21 protein-coding genes are annotated in these 23,642 nt (G+C 69.3%); 9 read left to right on the forward strand and 12 right to left on the reverse strand.

Annotated elements, in window-relative coordinates; genetic code table 11:
* Positions 1-30: 30 nt before the first annotated feature.
* From ACFC14_RS04240 to ACFC14_RS04255, 4 genes are all read right to left on the reverse strand, one after another.
* Complete coding sequence (locus ACFC14_RS04240; protein WP_136042387.1) at positions 31-1,014, reverse strand: DnaJ C-terminal domain-containing protein; 984 nt, start codon at positions 1,012-1,014, stop codon at positions 31-33.
* Positions 1,015-1,021: 7 nt separating this feature from the next.
* On the reverse strand, positions 1,022-1,678 hold the full coding sequence (locus ACFC14_RS04245) for a nucleotide exchange factor GrpE (RefSeq protein ID WP_136042386.1): 657 nt from the start codon (positions 1,676-1,678) through the stop codon (positions 1,022-1,024).
* Positions 1,679-1,680: 2 nt separating this feature from the next.
* Entirely contained in the window at positions 1,681-3,546 is a 1,866-nt protein-coding gene (dnaK, locus tag ACFC14_RS04250) for a molecular chaperone DnaK (RefSeq protein ID WP_376101366.1), read from the reverse strand.
* 228 nt (positions 3,547-3,774) lie between these two features.
* On the reverse strand, positions 3,775-5,121 hold the full coding sequence (locus ACFC14_RS04255) for a DUF222 domain-containing protein (protein ID WP_376101367.1): 1,347 nt from the start codon (positions 5,119-5,121) through the stop codon (positions 3,775-3,777).
* A 167-nt stretch (positions 5,122-5,288) separates the two neighbouring features.
* Here ACFC14_RS04255 and ACFC14_RS04260 point away from each other — a divergent pair, with 167 nt between their 5' ends.
* On the forward strand, positions 5,289-6,089 hold the full coding sequence (locus ACFC14_RS04260) for a MerR family transcriptional regulator (RefSeq protein WP_376101368.1): 801 nt from the start codon (positions 5,289-5,291) through the stop codon (positions 6,087-6,089).
* A 19-nt stretch (positions 6,090-6,108) separates the two neighbouring features.
* The gene (locus ACFC14_RS04265; RefSeq protein WP_376101369.1) at positions 6,109-6,771 is read left to right on the forward strand and encodes a hypothetical protein; all 663 of its coding nucleotides are present in this window, start codon (positions 6,109-6,111) and stop codon (positions 6,769-6,771) included.
* A gap of 27 nt (positions 6,772-6,798) precedes the next feature.
* Here ACFC14_RS04265 and ACFC14_RS04270 read toward each other — a convergent pair whose 3' ends face one another.
* Positions 6,799-7,260, reverse strand: a complete 462-nt coding sequence (locus tag ACFC14_RS04270; RefSeq protein ID WP_376101370.1) for a DUF3817 domain-containing protein — start codon at positions 7,258-7,260, stop codon at positions 6,799-6,801.
* Between the two features lie 155 nt (positions 7,261-7,415).
* Between ACFC14_RS04270 and ACFC14_RS04275 the strand changes: the two genes are divergently transcribed.
* A complete protein-coding gene (locus tag ACFC14_RS04275; protein WP_376101371.1) occupies positions 7,416-8,333 on the forward strand; it encodes a helix-turn-helix domain-containing protein in 918 nt (305 codons plus the stop codon).
* A 27-nt stretch (positions 8,334-8,360) separates the two neighbouring features.
* On the opposite strand, the gene ACFC14_RS04280 is transcribed toward ACFC14_RS04275, so the two are convergent.
* On the reverse strand, positions 8,361-9,557 hold the full coding sequence (locus ACFC14_RS04280) for an MFS transporter (protein WP_376101372.1): 1,197 nt from the start codon (positions 9,555-9,557) through the stop codon (positions 8,361-8,363).
* Positions 9,558-9,682: 125 nt separating this feature from the next.
* Here ACFC14_RS04280 and ACFC14_RS04285 point away from each other — a divergent pair, with 125 nt between their 5' ends.
* Entirely contained in the window at positions 9,683-10,801 is a 1,119-nt protein-coding gene (locus ACFC14_RS04285) for a hypothetical protein (RefSeq protein WP_376101373.1), read from the forward strand.
* Between the two features lie 189 nt (positions 10,802-10,990).
* Positions 10,991-11,866: a serine protein kinase RIO gene (locus ACFC14_RS04290; protein ID WP_376101374.1), complete on the forward strand. Its 876-nt coding sequence runs from the start codon at positions 10,991-10,993 to the stop codon at positions 11,864-11,866.
* A 130-nt stretch (positions 11,867-11,996) separates the two neighbouring features.
* Here the strand turns inward: ACFC14_RS04290 and speB are convergent, their stop codons facing one another.
* The 4 genes from speB to ACFC14_RS04310 are packed head-to-tail and all read right to left on the reverse strand — an operon-like array spanning position 11,997 to position 17,680.
* A complete protein-coding gene (gene speB / locus ACFC14_RS04295; protein WP_376101375.1) occupies positions 11,997-12,944 on the reverse strand; it encodes an agmatinase in 948 nt (315 codons plus the stop codon).
* A gap of 51 nt (positions 12,945-12,995) precedes the next feature.
* Positions 12,996-14,612, reverse strand: a complete 1,617-nt coding sequence (locus tag ACFC14_RS04300) for a thiamine pyrophosphate-binding protein (protein WP_376101376.1) — start codon at positions 14,610-14,612, stop codon at positions 12,996-12,998.
* A 10-nt stretch (positions 14,613-14,622) separates the two neighbouring features.
* Positions 14,623-16,290 (reverse strand): amidohydrolase, encoded by a 1,668-nt coding sequence (locus tag ACFC14_RS04305; RefSeq protein ID WP_376101377.1) that lies wholly within the window; start codon positions 16,288-16,290, stop codon positions 14,623-14,625.
* A 52-nt stretch (positions 16,291-16,342) separates the two neighbouring features.
* Entirely contained in the window at positions 16,343-17,680 is a 1,338-nt protein-coding gene (locus tag ACFC14_RS04310; RefSeq protein WP_376101378.1) for an MFS transporter, read from the reverse strand.
* 210 nt (positions 17,681-17,890) lie between these two features.
* Between ACFC14_RS04310 and ACFC14_RS04315 the strand changes: the two genes are divergently transcribed.
* From ACFC14_RS04315 to ACFC14_RS04325, 3 genes are all read left to right on the forward strand, one after another.
* Positions 17,891-18,799: an Lrp/AsnC family transcriptional regulator gene (locus tag ACFC14_RS04315; protein ID WP_240745098.1), complete on the forward strand. Its 909-nt coding sequence runs from the start codon at positions 17,891-17,893 to the stop codon at positions 18,797-18,799.
* Positions 18,800-18,949: 150 nt separating this feature from the next.
* The gene (locus tag ACFC14_RS04320; RefSeq protein ID WP_376101379.1) at positions 18,950-20,356 is read left to right on the forward strand and encodes an MFS transporter; all 1,407 of its coding nucleotides are present in this window, start codon (positions 18,950-18,952) and stop codon (positions 20,354-20,356) included.
* Between the two features lie 172 nt (positions 20,357-20,528).
* Positions 20,529-21,446 (forward strand): cation diffusion facilitator family transporter, encoded by a 918-nt coding sequence (locus ACFC14_RS04325; RefSeq protein WP_376101380.1) that lies wholly within the window; start codon positions 20,529-20,531, stop codon positions 21,444-21,446.
* Between the two features lie 12 nt (positions 21,447-21,458).
* Here ACFC14_RS04325 and ACFC14_RS04330 read toward each other — a convergent pair whose 3' ends face one another.
* Positions 21,459-22,049: a MarR family winged helix-turn-helix transcriptional regulator gene (locus ACFC14_RS04330; RefSeq protein ID WP_376101381.1), complete on the reverse strand. Its 591-nt coding sequence runs from the start codon at positions 22,047-22,049 to the stop codon at positions 21,459-21,461.
* A 103-nt stretch (positions 22,050-22,152) separates the two neighbouring features.
* Between ACFC14_RS04330 and ACFC14_RS04335 the strand changes: the two genes are divergently transcribed.
* Complete coding sequence (locus ACFC14_RS04335; protein ID WP_376101382.1) at positions 22,153-22,869, forward strand: MarR family winged helix-turn-helix transcriptional regulator; 717 nt, start codon at positions 22,153-22,155, stop codon at positions 22,867-22,869.
* 59 nt (positions 22,870-22,928) lie between these two features.
* Here the strand turns inward: ACFC14_RS04335 and ACFC14_RS04340 are convergent, their stop codons facing one another.
* Positions 22,929-23,573, reverse strand: coding sequence for a TetR/AcrR family transcriptional regulator (locus tag ACFC14_RS04340; protein WP_376101383.1), 645 nt, complete (start codon positions 23,571-23,573; stop codon positions 22,929-22,931).
* Positions 23,574-23,642 lie beyond the last annotated feature (69 nt).

Genomic DNA, 23,642 nt, shown 5'->3' on the forward strand with positions numbered 1-23,642 from the left:
GAACGCCTGCGTCGGCGAGAGTCCGGCTCGTCATCGCCGTGCCTTCGCCATGAGCTCGGCCCGCGGGTTCTCCTCGGGCTCGAGCTCTTGGAACTTCTTCAGTGCTTCGCGTGCGGCGTCGTCGAGGTGCGTCGGCACCGCGACCTGGAGCTCGGCGAGCAGATCGCCGGTGCCCTTGGAGGTGGTGACTCCGCGTCCCTTGACGCGCAGCACCCGCCCGGAGGGGGTGCCGGGTGCGACGCGGAGCTTGACCACGTCGCCGCTGAGCGTCGGGACCTCGATCGTCGCGCCGAGAGTCGCCTCGGTGAAGGTCACCGGCACGACGACCCGCAGGTTCAGACCGTCGCGCGTGAAGACCGGATGCGGGCGCACCGCGATCTGCACCACGATGTCTCCGCTCTCTCCGCCATCGGGCGAGGGACGACCTCGGCCGCGCAGACGGATCTTCTGCCCGTCGGCGACGCCCGCGGGGATCTTCACCTTGAACGGCTTGCCGTCTTCGCCCTGCAGGGAGATGGTCTCGCCCTGCACGGCGGTGACGAAGTCGAGCGTGGTGCGCGCCGTGACGTCGGCTCCGCGTTGCGGGCCGCCGAAGCCGCGGTATCCGCCGCTCGTCTGTCCGAAGCGGCCGTTGCCGAAGCTCGCGCCCTGCCCCTGGTTGAACATCGCGAAGATGTCTTCGAAGTCGGCAGTCTGCCCTCGGCCCTGCTGGCCGAACCGGCTGAACACGTCTTCGAAGCCGCCGGCACCCTGACCGCTCGCCGTGAAGCGAGCGCCGGAACCCATGGCGCGGATCTCGTCGTACTCCTTGCGCTGTTCGGCGTCGGAGAGCACGGAGTAGGCCTCGCTGATCTCCTTGAACTTGGCCTCCGCTTTGGCATCACCCTGATTGGAGTCCGGGTGGTACTTCCGCGCGAGCTTGCGATACGTCTTCTTCAGATCCGCATCGCTGACGTCCTTGGAGACCCCGAGGGTCTTGTAGAAGTCCTTGTCGAACCAATCCTGGCTGGCCATCGATCACCTACTCCGCAGGGACAGCGACGACGACCTTCGCGGGGCGCAGCTCGACGTCTCCGAGGCGGTAGCCCACCTCGACGACCTCGAGGATCGTGGTCTTCTCGGCACCGGGGGTCGGCTGCTGGAAGATGGCCTCGTGGCGCTGCGGGTCGAATTCCTCGCCCTTCTCGCCGTACGCGACCACTCCGAGACGCTCCACGACCGTGCGCACCTTGTCGGCGATCACGGCGAACGGGGTGCCGTCGACGAGGTCACCGTGCTGAGCGGCGCGGTCGAGGTCGTCGAGCACGGGGACCAGGCCCTTGGCGGCCTCGCCCTTCGCCCGCTCGATCTCGACCTGACGCTGCTCTTCGGTGCGGCGACGGTAGTTGGCATACTCGGCCTGGAGGCGCTTGAGGTCGTTCAGCAGGGTCGACTCGAGGTCGGCGAGCACGGCGTCTTCCGCCGCGGCCTCGCCGGTCTGCGTGGCTCCGAGGATGTCGTCGACCGTGAGGTCGTTCGGCGCACCGTCGACGGGGGTCTCGTCCGACCCCTCGGCGGCGGCCGCTTCACGGGAGTCCGGGTGGTGCGGCGCGGGGCCGGACGCCTGAGCGTCCGACCCCTCGCTGCGACCTTCGGCGGACTCAGGATTCTGGTTCTCGTCGAAGTTCTTGTCCGTCATGATTACTTCTTCTCGTCCTCGTCGTCGACGACCTCGGCGTCGATGACGTCTTCCTCAGAGGAGGGAGCGTCACCGGCCGGAGCCTCGCCCTCAGCCGAAGCGCCGGCTGCGGCATCCGCCTGCGAGGAGGCGTAGATGGCCTCGCCGAGCTTGGACTGGGACTGGTTGAGCTTGTCGAACGCGGTCTTCACGGCCTCGTCGTCATCGCCGGCCAGCGCCGTCTTGAGCGCGTCGACGTCGGCCTTGACCTCGGTCTTCACGTCTTCGGGCAGCTTGTCGTCGTTCTCGGTGATCAGCTTGTCGATCGAGTACGCGAGCGTCTCGGCCTGGTTGCGGACCTCGGCGGCCTCGCGGCGAGCCTTGTCCTCAGCCGCGTGCTCCTCGGCCTCGCGGACCATGCGCTCGATGTCTTCCTTCGACAGCGAGGAGCCGCCGGAGATGACGATCGACTTCTCGGTGCCGGTGCCCTTGTCCTTGGCGGACACGTGCACGATGCCGTTGGCGTCGATGTCGAAGGTGACCTCGATCTGCGGGATGCCGCGGGGGGCCGGGGCGATACCCGTCAGCTCGAACGTTCCGAGCGGCTTGTTGTCGCGCGTGAAGTCACGCTCGCCCTGGAAGACCTGGATCGCGACGGACGGCTGGTTGTCGTCTGCCGTGGTGAAGGTCTCGCTGCGCTTGGTCGGGATGGCCGTGTTGCGCTCGATGAGCTTGGTCATCATCCCGCCCTTGGTCTCGATACCGAGGCTCAGCGGAGTGACGTCGATGAGGAGGACGTCCTTGCGCTCGCCCTTGAGGACACCGGCCTGGAGCGCGGCTCCGACGGCGACGACCTCGTCCGGGTTGACGCCCTTGTTCGCGTCCTTGCCGGTCTCGCGCTTGACGAGCTCGGCGACCGCGGGCATACGCGTCGATCCACCGACGAGCACGATGTGGTCGATCTCGGACACCTTGATGCCGGCTTCGCGGATGACATCCTCGAACGGCTTCTTGGTGCGGTCGAGCAGGTCCTTCGTGAGGTCCTCGAACTTCGCGCGGGTGATGGTCTCGGAAAGCGACACGGGGCCCGACTCGGTCAGCGACAGGTACGGCAGGTTGATGCTGGTCGAGGTCGAGGAGGAGAGCTCCTTCTTCGCCTGCTCGGCAGCTTCCTTGAGACGCTGCAGGGCGATCTTGTCGCCCGAGACGTCGACGCCCGTGGTCTCCTTGAACTGCTTGATCAGGTAGTCGACGAGACGCTGGTCCCAGTCGTCTCCACCGAGGCGGTTGTCACCGGCGGTCGAGCGCACCTGGATCGTGGAGAAGTCGTCGTCCTTGCCCACCTCGAGCAGCGACACGTCGAACGTTCCGCCACCCAGGTCGAAGACCAGGATGAGCTCGTCTTCCTTGCCCTTGTCGAGGCCGTAGGCGAGAGCCGCCGCGGTGGGCTCGTTGATGATGCGCAGGACGTTGAGGCCCGAGATCTCGCCGGCCTCCTTGGTGGCCTGACGCTCGGCGTCGTTGAAGTACGCGGGGACCGTGATGACCGCGTCGGTCACCGTGTCACCCAGGTACGACTCGGCGTCGCGCTTGAGCTTCATGAGGATGCGCGCGGAGATCTCCTGCGGCGTCCACTTCTTGCCGTCGACGTCGAAGCTCCAGTCGGTGCCCATGTGGCGCTTGACGGAGGCGATCGTCCGGTCGACGTTGGTGACGGCCTGGCGCTTCGCGGTCTCACCGACGAGCACCTCCCCGTCCTTGGTGAAGGCCACGACCGAGGGGGTCGTGCGGAAGCCCTCGGCGTTGGCGATGACCTTGGGTTCGCCGCCCTCGAGGACGCTGACGACGGAGTTGGTGGTTCCGAGGTCGATACCGACAGCACGTGCCATGTGTTCTCTCCTTTGTTGGAAGTTCTTTGGTTGGGAAGTTCGTTGTGGTGGATCTCCGCTGTGGTGCGGAAATCCGCGGCGATCAGGGAAACCTGAGTCGCAATGGCTCAACTGTACGCCTGCCCCTTGACCGTGTCAAATCAACTTGATACGAGTCGACTCAAGTTTTCGGAACGCGGGCTCGGGGGCCTTCTGCGTCCGATCGGAACCTGCGCTCCGAGCTGCGGATCAGAAGGGCGCCGGGGAATGCTCCTCGACGAACGTGACGGCGTTCTGGGGTTGCGGTCGATCGATGTAGACCCTGCCCGCCGGGCTCGTCCACGCGTAGGTGCCGTCGCCGAGCGCCTCGATGACCCACGGCGAATGGTGCTTGAGCACGTGGTGGCGGCGACACAGATGGCCCAGGTTTCTCGAGGCGGTCGGGCCGCCGCGGGCGGCGTCGTGATGATGGTCGATATCGCAATCGCGTGCCGCGTGCCCGCAGGCCGGGAAACGGCAGCGTTGATCGCGTGCCCGGAGATACCGTTTCAGTTCGGAACCGGGCCGATAGCGATCGACCGCGAGGAGCGCCCCCGTGATCGGGTGGGTGAGGATCCGATCCCACCCGGACGCGGCACCCGCAAGAGCTTTTGCCGTGCCGGCGTCGATCGGCGTGCGCCCATCGAGTTCGGCCGGCGTCGAATCTTGTCCCATCAGGGTCGTGACCGGAACGGTGACCGAGACCGATCCGCGGATCGCAGCGAGGAGCCCGTCGGAGGTGTCATGCCCGGCGGGAGCGCCCGTGAGCAGCAGGTCGAGAGCGAGGTCGGCGCGGAGCTGCGCGGTGTTGCGCTGACCACTCTCCGCCGGCTCCGGCGATTCAGACTCGTGCGACGGCCCTTGCGCCTCCCCTTGCTCCTGCTCCGCATCCGGCGCCGACTCCGGAGACCCCGGCTTCTTCACCTCCTGCGCCATCTGCGTCAATCGCTCGAAGACACCATGAACAAGCGCGGACGGGCCGAGCAGTCCGAGTTGCGACATCCCATCGCCGACGTCTTTCACCCACACCGACCGCTTCTCCCGCGCATCCCGGTGCCGCTCGTCGACCGATCGCGACTGGAACCGCTCCGCCACCCGCCGCCCGTGCCGCGACACCCGGTTCGGGGATTCCGATTCGGCGAACGGGACCATCTCGGCGGAGTAGGCCGCCCGATCCCCCGCTTCTTCCAGATGCTCTGCCGCATCGCAGATCGCTCGCGCATGCGCGGCGCTGATCCGGCCGGCTCCCTGGGCGGCCCACACCAGCGGGAAGCGCTCCACTCGCCACACAGCGTCGGTCATCCGCGCCTGCATCGTGCGGTCGCTGACCCGCAGCGCCGCCGCCATCTCGGCCGCGACCGTGCGAGCCGCGAGGTCGCCGAAATCGGGATGAGCCGCCCCGTCGGCCACCTGCAGCGCCAGCCGGGAACCGACCGCGAGAACGCCGTCGCGCGCGGCCTGCAGACTGCTGATGGTGCGCTCCAACCCCACGAGCATGTCGGTGAGCTCGCCGAGCGTCTTCATCTGCTCGACCGTCGCATCTGCCAGTGCTGCCATATCCCGAGTCAACCAGGGGTCACCGACATTCAAAGGCCCAGATCAGAGCGAGAAAACAATATACCGATATGTGGTCATGGACGCTCCGCAACCGGCCGCGAAATCGACCACACCTTCCCGAACGCGATACTTGACCCTGACACTGTGGCAGACGGGAGAACAGAGACATGTTGTCCATCGGAGCGTTCGCGCAGATCGGCCAGGTGACCCACCGCATGCTGCGGCACTGGGACACGGCCGGCCTGCTCGTCCCCGCCCACGTGGACGAGTTCAGCGGCTACCGCTCCTACGACCCCTCACAACTGGATCGGCTGCATCGGATCGTCGCCCTGCGCCAGCTGGGCTTCGGCCTCGATGACATCTCGTCGATCCTCGACCGGGGAGTCGACGCCGATCGCATCGCCTCCCTGCTGCGGATCCGCCGCGCAGAGGTCGAGCTGGAGCACCGGGTCGCCGCGGAGAGACTCGTCGACGTGGAACGGCGCCTCCACCTCATCGAGAAAGAGAACCACATGTCCCGGATCGAGATCGTCGACAAGCCCCTCCCCGCCGTCCGCCTCGCCGCGATCCGCACGGTCGTTCCCGACCAGCCCTCGGTCGCCGGCGTGGTCGGCCCGTCGTTCGACGCGGTCGCCGCGATCATCGGCGACGAGCACTCCCTCTCCACCCCGATCGCCCAGTACGAGACGCTCGACGACGGCGTGCAGGTCATCGCCGGGTACACCTACTCCGGACCCGCGCACGACGGATTCGAGATCGTCGAGCTCCCCGCCGCAGAGGAGGCCGTGTGCGGCATCCACCTGGGGTCGATGGACCGCATCGCCGAGAGCTGGCACGGCATCCACTCCGAGATCTTCGCCCGCGGTCTGGTGCACGACGGGGCGTGCCGAGAGCTCTACGTGCGCGCCGTGTCGGATGACCAGTCGGACTGGGTCACCGAGCTGCAGCAGCCGGTCAGACGAGGCTGAGGTCGCTAGGCTGACCGGCATGACGTGGACCGCCTCCGCCACCCGCCGCCTCGGAACCGCAGCCGCGATCGTGACGCTCGCGATCCTGCCGCTGAGCGGATGCCTGTACGCGCAGATCCCGGTCGCGTCACCCTCCGAGGCGCCGTCGCCCGGTGACGAGACCGACGAGACGGAAGCGCCCGTCGGAGGAACGACGCTGAGCTTCGACGAAGGCCTCGAACTCTCGAACGACGCCTACATCGAGTGGGGCGACGGGTTCCTCGCCGACGAGCGGTGGGAGACGATCTCGCCCGACGACGGCAACGGCGGCTGGACCTACGGCACGGCCGACGGCACCTGCACGGTGCGGTTCTGGCAGGGGCACATGACCGATGTCCCCGTGGTCGAAGGCGACGACAGCGCATCGTCGGATGCGATCCTCGGCGTGCTGCTGGAGACCCCGACGGCCGACATTACCCCCGTCGCGACCACCGGCGAGTTCAGCTACATGACGGGCGGGACCGGTGGTGTCGAGATGCGTCAGGTCAGCGCCGTGGAGGGCTCCCGCTCCTGGCTCATGGCCGCGCGCGCGTTCACGCAGACCGGAGTCGGCCTCTACACGATCGTGGACTGCACCGCCAACGACGCGGAGAAGATCATGGATGCCGTCAACGAGGCGAACGCGATCGTCGTCACGCCCTGATCGCCACGCCCTCCCCTCGAAGGCAGATCACTTGCCGCCGGGAGGACCGACCAGCAGCAGGATGACGTACAGCGCCACGATGCCGACGGCCAGCAGCAACGCAAGAACCCAGGGCCGGCGCAGGAACCACCGCATCAGCCGGTCGTACCAGCGGCGATCCCGCGGGTCGTCGGTGGCTTCCAGCCGCCAGGCACCATCGAGGCGCCCGGTGCGGTGCAGCCAGATCTCCATCGGGATCGTGGCGTACGGCACCACGGCGCTGACGACCGCGAGCACACCGACGCCGGGGTGCCAGCGTTGGTTCAGCGCGACCAGGATCGCCGTCGCCGCGTAGGCGAGGAACACGAATCCGTGGATGCCACCGCCCACCGTCACCACGACCCCGGGCGCACCGACGGCGCGGGCGATGATCGCGGCGATCAGAATCGTCCAGGTGATCGCCTCCGCGATCGCGAGAACTCGGAACAGGCGGTCGGGGGTGCGGAACACGGGTCTCCTCGGGTGGGGGTCCTCCCACCGTATCCGGCGGTCATCGCGCTCGAATCAACCGAATGGTTGAGACCTGCGGGAAGACGCGGGGCGCTTCGCGCTTCGAAAGAGCTCGACGGCGGAATATCACGCTGTGCGGAGGCGTTGCCGAAGGCATGGTGACAGTGGACGCAGACGCGATCTCGCAGGTGCTCGGCGCCGTCGACCTCCGCGTCGGCATCGGCCGCCGGACGACTCTCGCCCCCGGTGCGCTGCTACCGATCCCGACCGGCGCCATCACCCTCGTGTACATCGTCGACGGCGGCGTGCACGGGCATCCTCCACTCGGCGACGGCTGCCGCCTCGACGTCGACCCGGACTCGCATCGCCTCACGGTCGACCCGGGCAACCGTCGCGATCTCCTCGTCGCGGGCGACGCGTTCCTCACGCTCGGCCGCACGCCGTTCGCGCTGGAAGCCGAGGGCGACACGAGCCTCATGATCGCCGAGATCGTGCTCGCGGATGCGGCGTCACCGCTGCCCGCGCTGCTTCCGCCGTTCCTGTCGGTCACCGGCTTCGACGCCATCGAGCCGGCCGCCGCCGCCCTCGCCCTGAACATGGGCGTCGTCGATCCCACGGCACTCCCCGCACGTCAGGGCGACCCGGTCATCTGCCGCATGATGGCGACGACCGTGCTGCTGTCGGTCATCCGCGCCTGGGCGGCGAACGGCTGCGCACCGGCGGGCTGGCCGTCCCTGTCGAACGACCCGTTCCTGGACCGCGTCGTCGACGCCATCCACGAGGAGCCCGGCCGCGACTGGACGGTCGAGCGCCTCGCAGGCATCGGAGCCATGTCGCGGTCGACCTTCGCCGAGCGGTTCCGCAACGCGGTCGGCCGCTCCCCCGCGGACTACGTCACCGAGGTGCGGGTGGATGCGGCGAAGCGGATGCTCGACGCCGGGCGAAGCGTGTCGGAGATCTCCCGAGAGCTCGGCTACGCCTCGGACGAGGGGTTCAGCCGCGCGTTCCGCCGCCGCACCGGCCTGACCCCCTCGTCGTGGCGGATGGCCAACCGGATCCCCGTCTCCGCCTGACGTTCTCCGCCCGTCCGCGCCAGCCGGTCAGGCGCGACTGCTGACCCTGTTCGACACTCCGAAGAGCACGGCGCCCGCGAGCAGCGCGGCCGCGCCGATCGTGTAGACCAGCTCGACGTTCAGGGTGTCGACGAGCAACCCGCCGATGCCGGCCGCCAGCGTGATCGCACCCTGGAACCCCACGACCACCAGGCTGCCGCCGGCCTCGAGCCGATCCGGCATCCGGTGTCCGACCCAGGTGTTCGCGACGATCAGCCAGGACGAGAAGAAGAAGCCCCACACCACCACCACGATGCCCACGCCCAGGATCGAGCCGGAGAACAGGATCATCGATGTCACGGACACGGCGATCACCAGCGGCGCGAACACGGCGAAGAAGGCGAACGTGCGGTCGATCACGAGTCCGATCGTGATGTTGCCGAGGAGGCCGCCGACGCCGAACAGCGCGAGCAGCACCACGATCGTGGAGGCATCGACCTCGGGGATGCGCTCCAGCGCCAGACGCACGTAGGTGTAGGCGAGGAAGTGCCCGAGCACGACGAGCACGTGCCCGATCATCCCGAGCCCGATTCCCGGCCGGCGGAGGGTGTCGACGAGGAGCCGCAGGCTGGACGCGCGCTCCGCCGGCACCGACGGCAGGGCGAAGCGCAGCACCACCGCGAGGACGACCATCAGCACACCCGCGATGGCGAAGACCATCCGCCAGTCGACCAGTTCGCTCAGCATCACACCCAGCGGCACGCCCGCCACCGTGGCCAGCGAGACGCCGGCCGAGGTGAACATGACCCCGCGGCCGAGGTTCTCCGGACCCGCGAGCCGGGCGGCGACCGTGATCGACATCGCCCAGAAGGCGCTGATCGCGGCCCCCAGCAGGAAACGCGCCAGCAGCACGATGATCAGGTTCGGCGAGATCGCCACGATGAGGTTCGACACCGCCGCGGCGAGCGCCATCCACACCAGCAGCGACCGCCGGTCGAGGCGCGGGAAGATGAGTCCGACCGTCGGCGCGACGACGAGGCCGACGAGAGCCGTTACCGTCACGGTCTGGCCGGCCTGGCCGGGGGTGACGCCGAGGCCGTCGGCCATCTCGGTCAGCACGCCGTTGGGGAGGAACTCGGCCGTTACCAGCAGGAAGCCCATCAGCATCAGGACGATGAGTCCGCCGTAGCGGATGCGGGTGACGGCTGTGGCCGGCGCGGTGGGGACGGGCGCTGTGGTGGTCATGGTTCCACGTTCGCAGCATCCGGATGCCGCCGCCCGACCGGTCGTCCGCCCCAACCGACCATTCGTCCGACGACATCGGCACACCGGTACACCGATCTCCCAGCCGGTGCTTGCAGAGTGTGAGCATGCGGGATCGGGGAGGGGCACGGCGGCGGACGCTGCACGGTGCCGCAGTCGTCACAGCGATCATGTTCGTCTCCGGGTGCACGCCGCCCACGGCCGGACCGGACGACTGGGCCCTGGAGCCGATCTCGTTCCAGAACTCCTTCGTCGGCACCGGACCGCAGGCCACGCCGGCCGGTCCGCCGACCGACCGGACATACGGGATGCACGTGCTGTCGTCCGACGGGGCCGGCGGGTTCTGGACCGCATCCTCCGGGTCGTGGCTGCACGTCGGGGCCGATGGCGAGACACTCGCCAGGTTCGACACCGAACCCGGCGACCCGCTGTCGCGGATCGGGGCGATGGCGCCGCTGTCGCCGACCGAGCTGGTCGTGCTGCAGGGCGATCGTGTCCATGTGATGCCGATGCTCTCGGTGCTCGACACCACGACCATGGCGGTGCGTGATCTGCCGGGCGACACCGTCGGCGACGAGGGCGACCTCGACTTCGGGGACTTCGAGTTCGGCGACGTCGCCGTGCACGAGGGCGACGCGATCGTGGTGCGCTACCAGCCGCGCCCTCCCGACGACTACCTCGACTACGAGGTGCTGCGCGTCGACCTCGACAGTGGAGCCAGGACCCTGCTGCACAGCGGCCCGGTCGAGATCGACGAGGCTCCGAGCGCTCGACCCGGTGTCCCCCCGATCGGCATCGACGTCGACGACGCCGGGCGCGTGTATCTCGCGACCCCGACCGCACGGATCGTGCTCGCCGCCGACGGCACGGAGCTGAGCCGCGAGCCACAGGTCGCGGACCACCCGCTCGTCGCCGTCGCCCCCGACGGCACGGCGCTGTGGTGGGGCGGAGAACCCGAGCAGAGCGACGCCCAGGCCGTGATCGTCGGCGGCTCCTCCGAAGCGCGAGAGGCGGTCGAGCCCCGCATGCACTGTGACGCGACGTCGAGCGACGGCACCCGCCTCCGCAGCGACGCCCTGCGCCTCAGCGACTCCGGCGGACAGCATCCGCTCCCTTTCCTCTGCGGCGCGAACGCCGCCGCGTGGACGGGCGGTTCCTGGGTGGTCGCGACCGGTGGCGAGGGTGACGGCGTGGTGATCCGGCTCACACCGCCCGCCGGGAACTGACACTCGCCTCTGGACACGCCCGCTGACGACGCCCTATGCTCGACGACGCACCGGGACGAGCCCGGGAAGCCCGAGCGGAAGGAGCCGAGGACATGAACATCGTCGTTGTCGCGCTCACCGCCGACCACCTTCCCCTCGAGGCCACCCGCTCCTGATCCTGGCGTGGCCTCCTGCTCCCGGAGCCACACCTTGTCTGAACTCTTCGCTTCTTCGGAAGCCGCGTCCTTCGACGCGTCCTCGTTCGAATCCCTCGAAACCGAACTCTCCTTCGCCGACGTCGATCCCGGAGAGGGGCAGCGCTGGTCCACCTGGCCGGCGATCACCCCGTCCGAGCGCGGTCCCGAGCCATGGCCGGCGTGGGTGGTGACCTCGGCCGGCGCGCTCGACACCGAGCGCGGCATCCTCAAGACCGGCAAGGAGGCCGACGTCTTCCTGCTGGAACGCGCGGTGCCGGACGACCCGACCCAGCGCACACTGCTGGCGGCGAAGCGCTACCGCAGCGCGGAGCACCGCAGCTTCCATCGCTCATCGGTCTACACAGAGGGCCGCAGCACCCGGAACACCCGCGACACCCGAGCACTCGCGAAGAAGTCGGACCACGGTCGCGCGGTCGCCGCGGCACAGTGGTCGTTCGCCGAGTTCGAGGCGCTGTGCCGGATGTGGGAGCTCGGCGCACCGGTGCCGTATCCGGTGCAGGTCAACGGCACCGAGCTGCTGATGGAGTTCCTCGGCGACACCGACGGCACGGCCGCACCGCGCCTTGCCCAGGTGCGCAGCGACCGGCACGAACTGCAGGAGTACTACGCGCAGGTGGTCGACCTGATGCGGATCTTCGCCGCGGCCGGCTTCGCCCACGGCGACCTGTCGGCCTACAACCTGCTCGTGCACGAGGGGCGGGTGCGAGTGATCGACCTGCCGCAGATCGTCGACATCATCGCGAACCCGCAGGGGCTCGACCTGCTGCACCGCGACTGCGTGAACATCTGCGACTGGTTCGCCCGTCGCCGCGTCGACTGCGACGCCGAGGAGCTGTTCGCCGAGCTGCTCGCGGCGTCGTACACGTGATCCGGGCCGCCCATGTCCGTTCCGGTCGCAGTTGCTGCTGCTTCTGTCCGTTCCGGTCGCAGTTGCTGCCGCCGGATCAGCCGTCGGGCGGCACGAACTGCGACCGGAACAGACGGGTCAGTCTCGTGGGCTAGGCGGCGAGACGGGCGGCCAGCAGTGTCACGAGCTCGTACACGACGTGGCTCGCGGCGATGCCGGTCATCTGCGCGTGATCGTAGGCGGGCGACACCTCGACCACGTCGGCGCCGACGATGTTCTGCGAGGTCAGGGCACGAAGGATCCGCAGCAGCTCGCGACTCGTCAGCCCACCGGCCTCGGGGGTGCCGGTGCCGGGCGCGTGAGCGGGGTCGAGCACGTCGATGTCGATCGAGACGTACAGCGGCTTGTCGCCGATGCGCTGCAGGATGCGGGCGATGCCGGCCTCGACCCCGTGCTCCTCGATGTACTCGCTCGACACGATCGAGAAGCCCAGGCGCTCGTCGTCCTCGAGGTCCTGCTTCGAGTACAGGGGTCCGCGGGTGCCGACGTGGCAGCTCGCGGTGAGGTCGATCAGCCCCTCCTCGCTCGCGCGGCGGAACGGGGTGCCGTGCGTGATCGGCGCTCCGAAGTAGGTGTCCCACGTGTCGAGGTGGGCGTCGAAGTGCAGCACGGCGACGGGTCCGTGCTTCGCGGCGACCGCCCGCAGCAGAGGAAGTGCGACCGTGTGGTCGCCGCCGATCGTGACGATGCGCTGCACCTGCTCGCCGAGGGCCAGGGCCGCGCGCTCGACCTCGGTCACCGCCTCGGTCAGGTCGAACGGGTTGACCGGGATGTCACCTGCATCCACCACCTGCGCGATCGCGAACGGCGACACGTCCTGCGCCGGGTTGTACGGGCGCAGCAGTCGCGAGGACTCGCGCACGTGCGACGGACCGAACCGCGTACCCGGTCGGTAGCTCACGCCCGAGTCGAAGGGGATGCCGACGACGGCGATGTCGGCACGCGGCACGTCTTCGATCCGCGGCAGCCGTGCGAAGGTCGCGATGCCGGAGTAGCGGGGGTTCACGGACGCATCGATGGGGCCCACGTTCTCGGTCATTGCTCGTTCCTGTTCGTCTGTTCGTCGGGGTACTTCGTCGGATGCTGGTTCTCAGAGAGCGTGCTGCGGGATGTGCACCAGCTGCACGCCGCCCTCGGCGATCGCGGCGCGGATGCTCGACGCGATGTCGTCGCGCCTTTGCACCCGACGCCCGGTCGCGCCGAAAGCCGTGGCGAGAGCCGCCCAGTCGGGCTGCACGAGGTCGACGCCGATCGGGGTCATGCCGCGGTCGACCTCGTTCTGCCGGATCTCGGCATAGCCGCCGTTGTCGACGCACACGACCGTGACGTCGAGGCGCTGCTCGACCGCGGTCACCAGCTCGTTCACGCAGAACATCAGCGCGCCGTCGCCGATCACCGTCACGACCGGGCGCTCGGTCTGCGCGACCCGCGCACCGATCGCGGCGGGAAGGCCGTAGCCGAGGGTCGCGTAGGTGGGCGTGTACAGAAGGGAGTGCGGATGCTCGGACCGCAGCACGCTGCCGAGCGCCATGTAGACGATCTGGGAGGAGTCGCCCGCGACGATCGCGTCGTCGGGCAGGGCGTCGGCGATGATCTCGGCGAGCGCGACCGTCTCGGGGGCGGTCTCGCGCATCTCGGCGTCGATCGCGGTGCGTTCGGCGGTGAGCTCGCGCGGCGGGCGGAGCTCGGCGGGGAGCAGCTCCAGAAGAGCGCCCGAGACCGCCGCCGCGTCACCCGTGAGACCCACGGTCGCTGCGAGGTTCTTGTCGCGCTGCGCGGGCGAGATGTCGATGCGGATCACGGCTCCGCGGGCTTCGAGTCGCGGCGCCCACAGCTCGGCCTCGCCGAGCTTCGAGCCGACCACGAGCAGCACGTCGGCGTCTTCCGCCACCGCCCGGGCCGCGGCGAGGCGCAGGTTCGAGCCGAGCGAGAGCGGATGCCGCTCGTCGACCACGCCCTTGCCGTTCAGGGTGGTCAGCACCGGGGCGCCGAGGCGCTCGGCGAGGGTCGTGACCTCGTGCGCGGCATCCACCGCTCCGCCACCGGCGACGATCACCGGGGTCTTCGCGGCGGCGAGCAGACGTGCCGCTTCGGCGAGCGCGGCCGACTCGCCGGAGACCCGCGCCGGGACCGGACGCGGCCGCCGCGTTTCGGCGGGAACATCGGCCGAAGCCTCCAGCACGTCGAGCGGGATCTCGATGTGCACGGGACGTGGACGCCCGGTGCGGAACAGGGCGAACGCGTCGTGCACGGCCTCGACCGCCTCGGCGGCGCTGGTCACGCGGCGCGACCACTCGGCGATCGCGCCGACCATGGCCGTAGCATCCTTCGTCTCGTGCAGGGTGCCCACGTCGGCGAACTCCGCCCCGAGCGGCACTCCCGGGGACAGCACGATGAGCGGCCGCGACTCGCAGAACGCCGTGCCGATCGCGCTCATGGCGTTCTGGAGGCCAGGGCCCGAGGTCGTGATGACGACTCCGGGGAGTCCGGTCTGCTGCGCCCAGCCGTCGGCGCCGTAGCCGGATCCCTGTTCGTGACGGTTCGTCACCGCACGGATGCCGAGGTCGGCGAGCGGCCGGTAGAGCTCGAGGTTGTGAGTGCCGGGGATGCCGAAGATCGCGGTCACGCCATAGGCACGGATCGTCTCCAGCACGGCGCGGCCGGCGGTGTCGGCGTACTGATCCGCCGGCGTGGTCTCTGTGCTCATCGTGTCATCCTCACACCTGGTGACGACGCGTGCCGTCGACCCAGGTCTCGCGCACGGTGATCGCCGAGATCTCCTCGGCGGGAACGGCGAGCGGGTCGCCGGAGAGCACCGCGAAGTCAGCGTACTTGCCGACCTCGAGCGAACCCAGGTCGTCTTCGCGGCCGATCGACACGGCGCCCTCGATCGTGTGGGCGCGGAGGGCGGCGAGCGCGGAGACCCGCAGGTCGTCGGGGCCGAGCTTGTGGCCACGGCGGGTGACGCGGGTGACCGCGGTCTGGATGGCCTCGAGCGGGATCGGCTCAGCGACCGGAGCATCCGACGAGATCGTGAACGGCACGCCCGCGCGCTCGAACTCGCCCAGCGGGTTGAAGCGCTCGCCCGGGGTGCCGATGGCCTCCTCCACGCCCTCGCCCCAGTTGAAGTAGTGCTGGGTCTGGTTGACCGGACGGATGCCGGCGACGGCCATCCGCTCGATCTGCTCGGGGGTCGGCAGGCCGCAGTGCTCGATGCGGTGGCGGGCGTCGGCATCCGGATGCTCGGCGAGCGCGGCCTCGATCGCCGACACGACCATCTCGATCGCGGTGGGCGACTGCGCGTGCGTGGCGGTCTGCAGACCCGCGGCGTGCGCCTTGCGGATGAGCCCGGCATACTCGGCGGGCGCGTGGTAGAGCTGACCGGTACGGCAGGGGTCGCCCACGTAGCCGTCGGGGAAGTACGCGGTCCAGCCGCCGAGCGTGCCGTCAGCGTAGAACTTGATGCCGGCGAAGCTGAGGTGCGCGTTGCCGAACTGGCCGACCAGACCCATCTCGAGCGCCTCGTCGAGCAGGTGCGACAGCAGGTACATCGACACGCGCAGTTCCAGGCGACCGGCCTCGGCGAGGCGCAGGTACATGTCGAACTCGCGACGGGTGACCTGGCAGTCGCCGATCGAGGTGACGCCGCCGGCGAGGAACCGCTGCGTCGCGGCATCCAGCTGGCGCAGGTGCTCCTCCGGCTCATCCGCCAGGTGGAAGTTCGGGCCGTGGTGGCCGATCTTCACGCCGTGCACACCAGTGAGGATGTTGCACGCGGCATCCGAGAGCTCGCCGGTCAGCTCGCCGTCCGCGTCGCGGAAGAACTCGCCGCCCTCGGGGTTCGCGGTGTCCCGGTCGACGCCGTTGATCGCGAGGGTGTGGGAGTTCACGACCCCGCCGTGACCCGACGCGTTCATCAGGTACACCTCGCGGTCGGCCGACACCTCGTCGAGCTCGAAGCGGGTGGGGTGCCGCTTCTCGGCGAGGTTGCGCTGCTCGTAGCCGTAGCCGCGCACCGGGCGACCCTCGGGGAGGTCAGCCGCCGCCGCCTTCAGCAGCGCCACGATCTCGGGGATGCTGCCCGCCTTCTCCGGCCCGCAGTCGACCCAGCTCATCATCTGCCCGAACATGAGCGGATGCGCGTGGGCGTCGACGAAGCCGGGAACGATGACCGCGTCCCCCAGGTCGATGCGTTCCGGAGAGAGCCCACCCCGATCGGCCGCCTCCTCGCACTCGGCAGGGGTGCCGATCGCGAGGATCCGCCCGCGGTCGGTGAGCATCGCCGTGGCCGTGGTGGCCGCGGCATCCGCCGTGTGGATCGCGTGCGCGGTCAGCAGGACGGGTGTCGTCTGAGCTGAGCGGTCGAAGGGGGTGAGCTTTCTCATGGCAGCCTGTTCGCGGTCGTGTCGGGTGCGGGTGGTGAAGGAGCGGTCGCGGTCAGGGCAGCCGGTTCGCCGTCGTGTCGGTGCGGGCCGTGAAGGATCCGGTGACGGGAGCCTCGTCGGAGTGCTGCGGCGCGAGACGCGTACAGATACCGGCGATGACGGCCATGCCGATGAACATCGCGATGACCGACCAGATGCTGCCGGTCCAGGCGATGAGCTGCGTCGCGAACCAGGGCGAGAAACCGGCCCAGACCGCCGCACCCACGCCGTAGGAGAGCGCGATCGAGGTGTAGCGGGCCTGCGGACGGAACATCTGCGAGAGCAGGGCGGCGATCGGGGCATACGTCGCACTCATCGCGATTCGCACCAGCGAGGCGAACAGGAAGATGAGCGGTTCGACGCGTCCGGGCAGGATCAGCAGGAACGGCACGAACGTGAGCACCGAGGTGACCAAGCCGATGTACATGACGTTCTTCCGACCCCACTTGTCGCCCAGCCAGGCGACCGGGAGCGTCACGACGAACTCCACGAAGGAGGCGATCGTCATGGCGTCGAGGATGACCTGCTCGCTGATCGCGACCGTGTCGCCGGTGGCGTACGCCGTGGCGAAGGTGGTGGCCAGGTAGTAGCCACCGGTCGAGATCGGCAGGATGCCGATGCCGAGGAGGATCGGACGCCAGTTGGTGCGCAGCGCGAAGGCCAGCGGCATCGACTGCTTGCGGCCCTCGACCTTCGCCTCGAAGACAGGGGTCTCCTCGACGCGGTAGCGCACCCAGAAGCCGACGCCGACCAGCACGATCGACAGCAGGAACGGGATGCGCCAGCCGCCGTTCATGATGAAGTCGTCGCCCATGCGGGTCATGATCGCGAAGATGCCGGAGGCCAGCAGCGCGCCGGCCGGGTTGCCGAGCTGCGTGAAGCCGCCGTAGAAGGTCTTCGACTTCTCGGGAGCATGCTCGACGCTCATGAGCACCGCGCCACCCCACTCGCCGCCGACCGCGAGGCCCTGCACCGCACGGAGCAGGATCAGGAGGATCGGGGCGAGGATGCCGATGTTCTCGTAGGTCGGGAGGCAACCCACGAGCACCGTGGCCGCGCCCATCATCAGCAGCGTGATGACGAGCGACGTGCGCCGTCCGAGCTTGTCGCCGATGTGGCCGAAAATGATGCCGCCGAGAGGGCGGACGAGGAAGGCGACCGCGAAGGTCGCGAAGGCCGCTGCGGTCTCGGCCAGACGGTCGCCGCTCGGGAAGAACAGCGGACCGAAGACGAGCGCGGCGGCGGTCGCGTACACGTAGAAGTCGTACCACTCGATGGTGGTGCCGACGAAGGCAGCGATGCCGGCACGTCGCGCCCGGCTGTGCGTGCCGCTGGTGGGGGTAGTGGTCATGAGGGTGCCCGCTCCTTTGCGGAAGATGTCGGATAGCGAAGGATGCTACGGCGGTACAGGACTGTCAGCAAGGGCAGAACTCCAGCGAGAACGAGGATTCACTGAACATCTGATCGCGGTTTCGTGCAATGCATGCCTTCCCGATGGCGTGGACCCCTCCTACACTGAACATGCGCGCGGCGAAGCGTGCGATCGCGGGAAACTGAGGAAATGGGCGGAACCATGGATTTCGACGCCGAACTGATCCGTGCGCTGCAGGAAGACGGTCGCGCCAGCATCCTCTCCCTCGCCCAGCGACTCGGGCAGTCGCGGGCCGCCGTCGCAGCACGACTGCGCACGATGCTCGCCGACCGGACGGTGCGGGTCGTGGCCGCCGTCGATCCGGTGTTCCTCGGGCAGCATGTGCTCGCCCATGTCTCCATCCGCACCGACGGCGCGGTCGAGCTCGTCGCCGAGCACCTGCGCGACATGAGCGAGACCGTGCTGGTGTCGGCGGTCGGCGGCGCGCACGACGTGGTCACCGAGGTGCGCGTCGGGTCGATGTCGGAGCTGCACGACCTGCTCGCCCTGATCCGCGCGATCGACGGCGTGCTCGACATCAGCACCATCATCTACTCGACCGTGATCAAGGGGTTCTTCGTCTCGGAGTACCACGGCGGCGTCACGCTCGACGCGATCGACGAGGCCCTGATCGAGCAGCTGCAGACCGACGGGCGCAAGAGCTTCCGCGCACTCGGCGAGGAGGTGCGGCTCTCCCCCTCTGCCGTCGCCACCAGGGTGCAGCGGCTGATCGACGGGGGCGTGATCAAGATCAGTGCGGTCGAGGCGCGCGGCCTCGCGCACCGGCAGCTGTCGATGGGCGTGGGCATGACCCTCGGCGACGACGACGATGCCGTGATCGACGAGCTGCGGCGCGGACGCGGGGTGGACTTCGCCGCGCGTACCCTCGGCCGGTTCGACGCCGTGGCCACGCTGGTCGAGCCCTCCGCCGGAGCGCTGTACGCCAGCCTGGAACGCCTGCGCGCGCTGCCCGGGGTGACGCGCATAGAGGCCTGGCTGCACCTCGCCGTGCTCAAGGAGGACTACGCCCGCACCCTCCGGCCGCTGCGCACGGACTGACCTGGGTCTCTCGCGCGTGCTTCCGGTCGCAGTTTGCGCCGCCTTCCGGACGCGCAGGCGTCACCAAGTGCGACCGGAAGCGGGAGAGAGCGGTATATGCGTGCGGCGCGTCGTCACCGGCCGTTCACCGGGCGCCGCCAGACTTCCAGCATGAGCGAACCCGAATCTCGCCAGGGCGTCCCCGAGCCCGTGGCCACCGCGAACAGCGGCGCCGTCGCCGTCGTCGGCCTCGACCTGCGCGGCGAGACGCCGGCACCGAAGAAGCAGGTCTACTCGTGGGCGCTGTGGGACTGGGCGACGCAGCCCTTCAACACCGTCATCCTCACGTTCGTGTTCACCGCGCTCTACCTCATCGGCGAGGGCTTCCTCCCCGCCGATGTCGCAGCCCTCGATGCGAGCGACCCGGCTCGGATGGCCGCGGAGGCAGACCTCGCCTCCGGCCTGGGGCTGGGGTCGACCATCGCCGCCTTCGGCATCCTGCTGCTCGCCCCGGTCCTCGGCCAGCGGGCGGATGCCGCGGGGCGCCAGAAGCTCTGGCTCGGGATCGGCACCGGAGCCCTGATCCTCTGCATGCTGGGCCTGTGGTTCGTCGAGCCGACGCCGAGCCTGTTCTGGCTGGGCGTCGCCCTGATCTCGGCCGCGACCGTGTTCCAGGAGATCGCGGCGGTGAACTCCAACGCGATGCTGATCGGCATCGCGAACCCGAAGAACGTCGGCCGCATCTCGGGACTCGGGTGGGGCTTCGGCTATCTCGGCGGCATCATCGCCCTCGTGATCGTCGTCGTACTCGACACCTTCGACTGGTTCGGCATGTCGACCGACAACGGCCTCGCCTATCGACTGATCGCCGTCGGATGCGCCGTATGGGCGATCGTCTTCAGCATCCCGATCTTCCTCAACGTGCCGGAGCCGTCGCTCGGCCGCCCGGAGCGCAAGGTCGGATTCTTCGCGTCCTACCCGCTGTTGGTCAAGGACGTCGCGGGGCTGTACCGCAACGAGGAGACGCGGCCGACCTTCTGGTACCTGCTGGCGAGCGCCGTGTTCCGCGACGGCCTGGGCGGAGTGTTCGCGTTCGGGGCGATCATCGGCACGGCCGTGTTCCACTTCGAAGCGCAGGACATCATCATCTTCGGCATCGTCGCGAACCTGATCGCCGGCGTCTCCACGATCGCCGCCGGCCGACTCGACGACCGCCTCGGCCCGAAGCGGATCATCCTCGCCTCGATCGGTTCGATGATCGTCGCCGGCCTCGCGGTCTTCTTGCTGCGGGACGCCGGGTCGATGGTCTTCTGGATCGGCGGCCTGATCCTGTGCGCCTTCGTCGGTCCGGCCCAGGCGGCGGCACGCTCCTTCCTCGCGCGGGTCACCCCGGCCGGCCGAGAGGGAGAGATCTTCGGCCTCTACGCCACGACGGGTCGCGCCGCCAGCTGGATGGCCTCCGGCGCCTGGACGCTCCTGATCGTCCTGACGAGCCAGACCGCCTACGGCATCCTGGGCATCATGATCGTCCTGATCGCCGGCTTCCTGCTGCTGCTCCCGGTGAAGGCGCCCCGCTGAGTCGTGAACGCCCGCGGCGGGAGTAGCCTGACCGCCCGCCCGCCCGCACGACCGCACAACTTCGGATCTCGCGGGCGACACGCCGGGCTTGGGCTCCGCATCCCGGCGCGTCGTCATCGAAGTCCGAAGTTGTGTCGGGGTGCCATCGGTGCGGCGGGAGTAGCCTGACCGCGTGACCGTAATCCTCGCCTTCCTCGCCAACATCCTCGTCGCGGTGGCGAAGACGATCGCCGCGATCATCACCGCCTCGGCATCGATGGTCGCCGAGGCGGCGCACTCGTGGGCGGATGCCGGCAACGAGGTGTTCCTGCTGATCGCCGACCGCAGCGGCGCGAAGACGAAGGATGCGCGGCACCCCCTCGGCTACGGACGCAACGCCTTCGTGTGGTCGCTCATCGCCGCGTTCGGTATCTTCACGGCGGGGTCGATCGTGTCGGTCATGCACGGCATCCAGGAGCTGTCCGACACCGGCCCCGTCGAGAGTCCGATGGTCGCGTACATCGTGCTCGGAGTCTCGTTCGTGCTGGAAGGCGCGTCGTTCACCCAGGCGATGGTGAAGTCGCGGCGGCTGGCGAAGGAGCGCGGATCGTCGACCTGGGACTTCGTGCTGGAGACGAGCGACACGACGCTGCGTGCCGTGTTCTTCGAGGACTCCGCCGCGCTCATCGGCCTGGCGATCGCGGCCGGCGCCATCGCGATGCACCAGATCACCGGCGTCGCGGCTTGGGACGCGATCGGCTCGATCCTCGTCGGCGTGCTGCTCGGCGTGGTCGCGGTCATCCTGATCCGGCGGAACATCATCTTCCTCGTCGGGGCCACGGCGGCGCCGAAACTGCGCGCCCGTGTCGGCACCGCGCTGCTCGGACTCGACCAGATCGAACGCGTCACCTACCTGCACATCGAGTACGTGGGTCCGAACCGGCTGTTCATCGTGGCCGAGATCGACCTGGCCGGCGACGCCCGTGAGCACGATGTGGCGCGTCGGCTGCGCGACGTCGAGCGGCGGATCGAGGCGCATGAGGCCGTCGAGACGGTCGTGCTGTCGCTCTCGGTCGACGACGAGCCGTCACTCGAGTTCGCGCGCGACTAGAGCTCGATCGGCTCAGCGCTGCCAGTTGTCGGCGAGCTTGTTCAGCAGCCGGGCGAGCTCGACGCGCTCGTCATCGGTGAAGGATGCGAGTGCGGTCGTGAGCATCTCGCGACGCTCCCCGCGCATGCCCCGCGCGAGCTTGCGACCCTCGTCGGTGAGCGCGATGCGGGTGCGCCGCGCGTCGTCGGGGTCGGCCTCGCGCCGAACGAAGCCGCGCTCTACGCCCTGCTGCACGAGCCGTGAGGCCCGTGGCTGATCGACCCCGATCGCGATGCCGAGGTCGCTGACGCTGAGCGGAGCGGATGCCGCAGCCAGGGCCTCGAGCATGCGCATGCGGGCGGGGCCGCCGAGACGACCGGATGGGTCGGCCATCCAGGGGGGCATGCCCGGGTGACCACGGTGGTGGTCGAAGTGATCGTGGCCATCATCGCCGTGCGGACCGCCATGCCAGCCGTGCGGGCCTCCGTGACCTCGACCACGATCGGCGGGGCCGCGCCCGCCCGGGCCTCGGTCACCGGGACGACGCCCGCGCAGGCGGGACAGCGCCTGCGCGATGGATTCGGCGGGATCCTGCGCGGCGGGGTCGTTCGGTTCGGTGGTCACGGCTCGATTTTACATGCGACTTGACATGCATCGCGACTACATGTCACACTACATGTACATGCACTGTGACATTCACATGCACACTGACAACTAAGGACTACCCATGAACACCTCTGAATCAGAGAACCCCGAGAACACCACCCGCCCCTTCGGCTACTGGCTGAAGGCAGCCGACCGCCTGATGGCGGCGGAGTTCGCCGCCGCCTTCGACGGTGAGCACGCCACCCGCCGCGACTGGCGGATCCTCAACATCGTCGACGGCACCGTCACGGCGGACCGTCCCCTGAACGCACACAAGCTGCACCGACTCGTCGAGCACGGCTGGGTCACCCCCGAGGGCGACGGCTGGACGCTCACCGACGAGGGCCGCGCGGCGAAGGACCGCCTCGGCGCCCTCGTCGACGGCATCCGCGCGAAGGTGTCGAGCGCCGTCTCCGACGAGGAGATGGCCACCACGCTCGCCTCGCTCGAGAAGATCGCCCGCGCCTTCGGCTGGGACGAGGAGACCCCTCTGCCCCGCGGCCGCCGGCACGGCTTCGGCGGACCCCGCCACGGCCGCGGCTTCCCGCGCGGCTTCGGTCGCCCGTTCGGCCGCGGCTTCGGTCACGGACCCGAGCACGGCTTCGGCCCGGATGCCGATACGGATGGGGAGCACGGCTGCCGCCACGGCGGACCGGGCTCGGACCACCGCGGTCACGGCGCCCACGGTCACGGACACCCCGGCCACCGCGGTCACGGTCCGCACCGTGCCGAGCGCATCGCCCAGCACGCGTTCGAGCGCGGCTTCGACGCGGGCTTCACCCGCGGTCGCGACGCCTGACGCCTGCTCCACCCTCTGCGAAACGCCTCGCCCGATTCCCGGATGGGGCGTTTCGTGCGTCAGAGGTCGAGCAGCGACAGGGCCGATCCGTCAGCCCCGGCAGCCCGCAGACGACCTCGCATCGCGGTGGCGGCGACCACATAGGGCCGCTCATCGTCCAGCAGCAGCGAGCGCGAGTTGGCCTCCTCGTTCAGCGCGACCAGCTCGAACGCCAGCACCTCGGGATCGCCCTCGATCTCTCCCGCCTCGACGGCATACCGGAGCTGGGCTTCGACGTAGCCGTACCAGTCGACGAGCGCCGCGCGCACGGCATCGCTGACCGGACCGGACTTCGAGTCGACGTCGGCCGCGGTGGCTGCGAAGAAGCAGCCGCCGGTGAACACCCGGTCCCTCGAATACACGAGGGAGTTGCGCAGCAGCGCTGCCAGGCGGCGCACTCCGCGCGGTTGCTCCCTGGCCGGCGTCACGATCTGCGCCGTGAAGATCTCACGGGCCGCGGCGACGGTGGCCAGCTGCAGGCCCTCCTTGCTCTGGAACAGGGTGGCGATGCTGCTCTTGCTCGATCCGGAAGCCTCGGCCAGCCGCCCGATGGTCAGACCGTCCAGGCCCTCCACGGACGCGAGGTCGGTCGCACTCTGCAGCACGATACGGCGCGAGGCATCACCGCGCGCCCTGCGCCCATCCAGAACCACGTTCTCCGACATGCCCCTAGTATACGAACGATCGTTCGCCTACTATACGTATGATCGTTCGTATTGTTCTGGCGAAGGAGC

Source organism: Microbacterium sp. NPDC055988, from assembly GCF_042269505.1.
Taxonomy (GTDB): Bacteria; Actinomycetota; Actinomycetes; order Actinomycetales; family Microbacteriaceae; genus Microbacterium.

What these genes read in the sequence shown, in the direction of transcription:
- ACFC14_RS04240 (WP_136042387.1), bottom strand. Translation starts at nt 1,014, where the DNA reads ATGGCCAGCCAGGATTGGTTCGACAAGGACTTCTACAAGACCCTCGGG.
- ACFC14_RS04245 (WP_136042386.1), bottom strand. Translation starts at nt 1,678, where the DNA reads ATGACGGACAAGAACTTCGACGAGAACCAGAATCCTGAGTCCGCCGAA.
- dnaK (WP_376101366.1), bottom strand. Translation starts at nt 3,546, where the DNA reads ATGGCACGTGCTGTCGGTATCGACCTCGGAACCACCAACTCCGTCGTC.
- ACFC14_RS04255 (WP_376101367.1), bottom strand. Translation starts at nt 5,121, where the DNA reads ATGGCAGCACTGGCAGATGCGACGGTCGAGCAGATGAAGACGCTCGGC.
- ACFC14_RS04260 (WP_376101368.1), top strand. Translation starts at nt 5,289, where the DNA reads ATGTTGTCCATCGGAGCGTTCGCGCAGATCGGCCAGGTGACCCACCGC.
- ACFC14_RS04265 (WP_376101369.1), top strand. Translation starts at nt 6,109, where the DNA reads ATGACGTGGACCGCCTCCGCCACCCGCCGCCTCGGAACCGCAGCCGCG.
- ACFC14_RS04275 (WP_376101371.1), top strand. Translation starts at nt 7,416, where the DNA reads ATGGTGACAGTGGACGCAGACGCGATCTCGCAGGTGCTCGGCGCCGTC.
- ACFC14_RS04280 (WP_376101372.1), bottom strand. Translation starts at nt 9,557, where the DNA reads ATGACCACCACAGCGCCCGTCCCCACCGCGCCGGCCACAGCCGTCACC.
- ACFC14_RS04285 (WP_376101373.1), top strand. Translation starts at nt 9,683, where the DNA reads ATGCGGGATCGGGGAGGGGCACGGCGGCGGACGCTGCACGGTGCCGCA.
- speB (WP_376101375.1), bottom strand. Translation starts at nt 12,944, where the DNA reads ATGACCGAGAACGTGGGCCCCATCGATGCGTCCGTGAACCCCCGCTAC.
- ACFC14_RS04300 (WP_376101376.1), bottom strand. Translation starts at nt 14,612, where the DNA reads ATGAGCACAGAGACCACGCCGGCGGATCAGTACGCCGACACCGCCGGC.
- ACFC14_RS04305 (WP_376101377.1), bottom strand. Translation starts at nt 16,290, where the DNA reads ATGAGAAAGCTCACCCCCTTCGACCGCTCAGCTCAGACGACACCCGTC.
- ACFC14_RS04310 (WP_376101378.1), bottom strand. Translation starts at nt 17,680, where the DNA reads ATGACCACTACCCCCACCAGCGGCACGCACAGCCGGGCGCGACGTGCC.
- ACFC14_RS04315 (WP_240745098.1), top strand. Translation starts at nt 17,891, where the DNA reads ATGGGCGGAACCATGGATTTCGACGCCGAACTGATCCGTGCGCTGCAG.
- ACFC14_RS04320 (WP_376101379.1), top strand. Translation starts at nt 18,950, where the DNA reads ATGAGCGAACCCGAATCTCGCCAGGGCGTCCCCGAGCCCGTGGCCACC.
- ACFC14_RS04335 (WP_376101382.1), top strand. Translation starts at nt 22,153, where the DNA reads ATGAACACCTCTGAATCAGAGAACCCCGAGAACACCACCCGCCCCTTC.
- ACFC14_RS04340 (WP_376101383.1), bottom strand. Translation starts at nt 23,573, where the DNA reads ATGTCGGAGAACGTGGTTCTGGATGGGCGCAGGGCGCGCGGTGATGCC.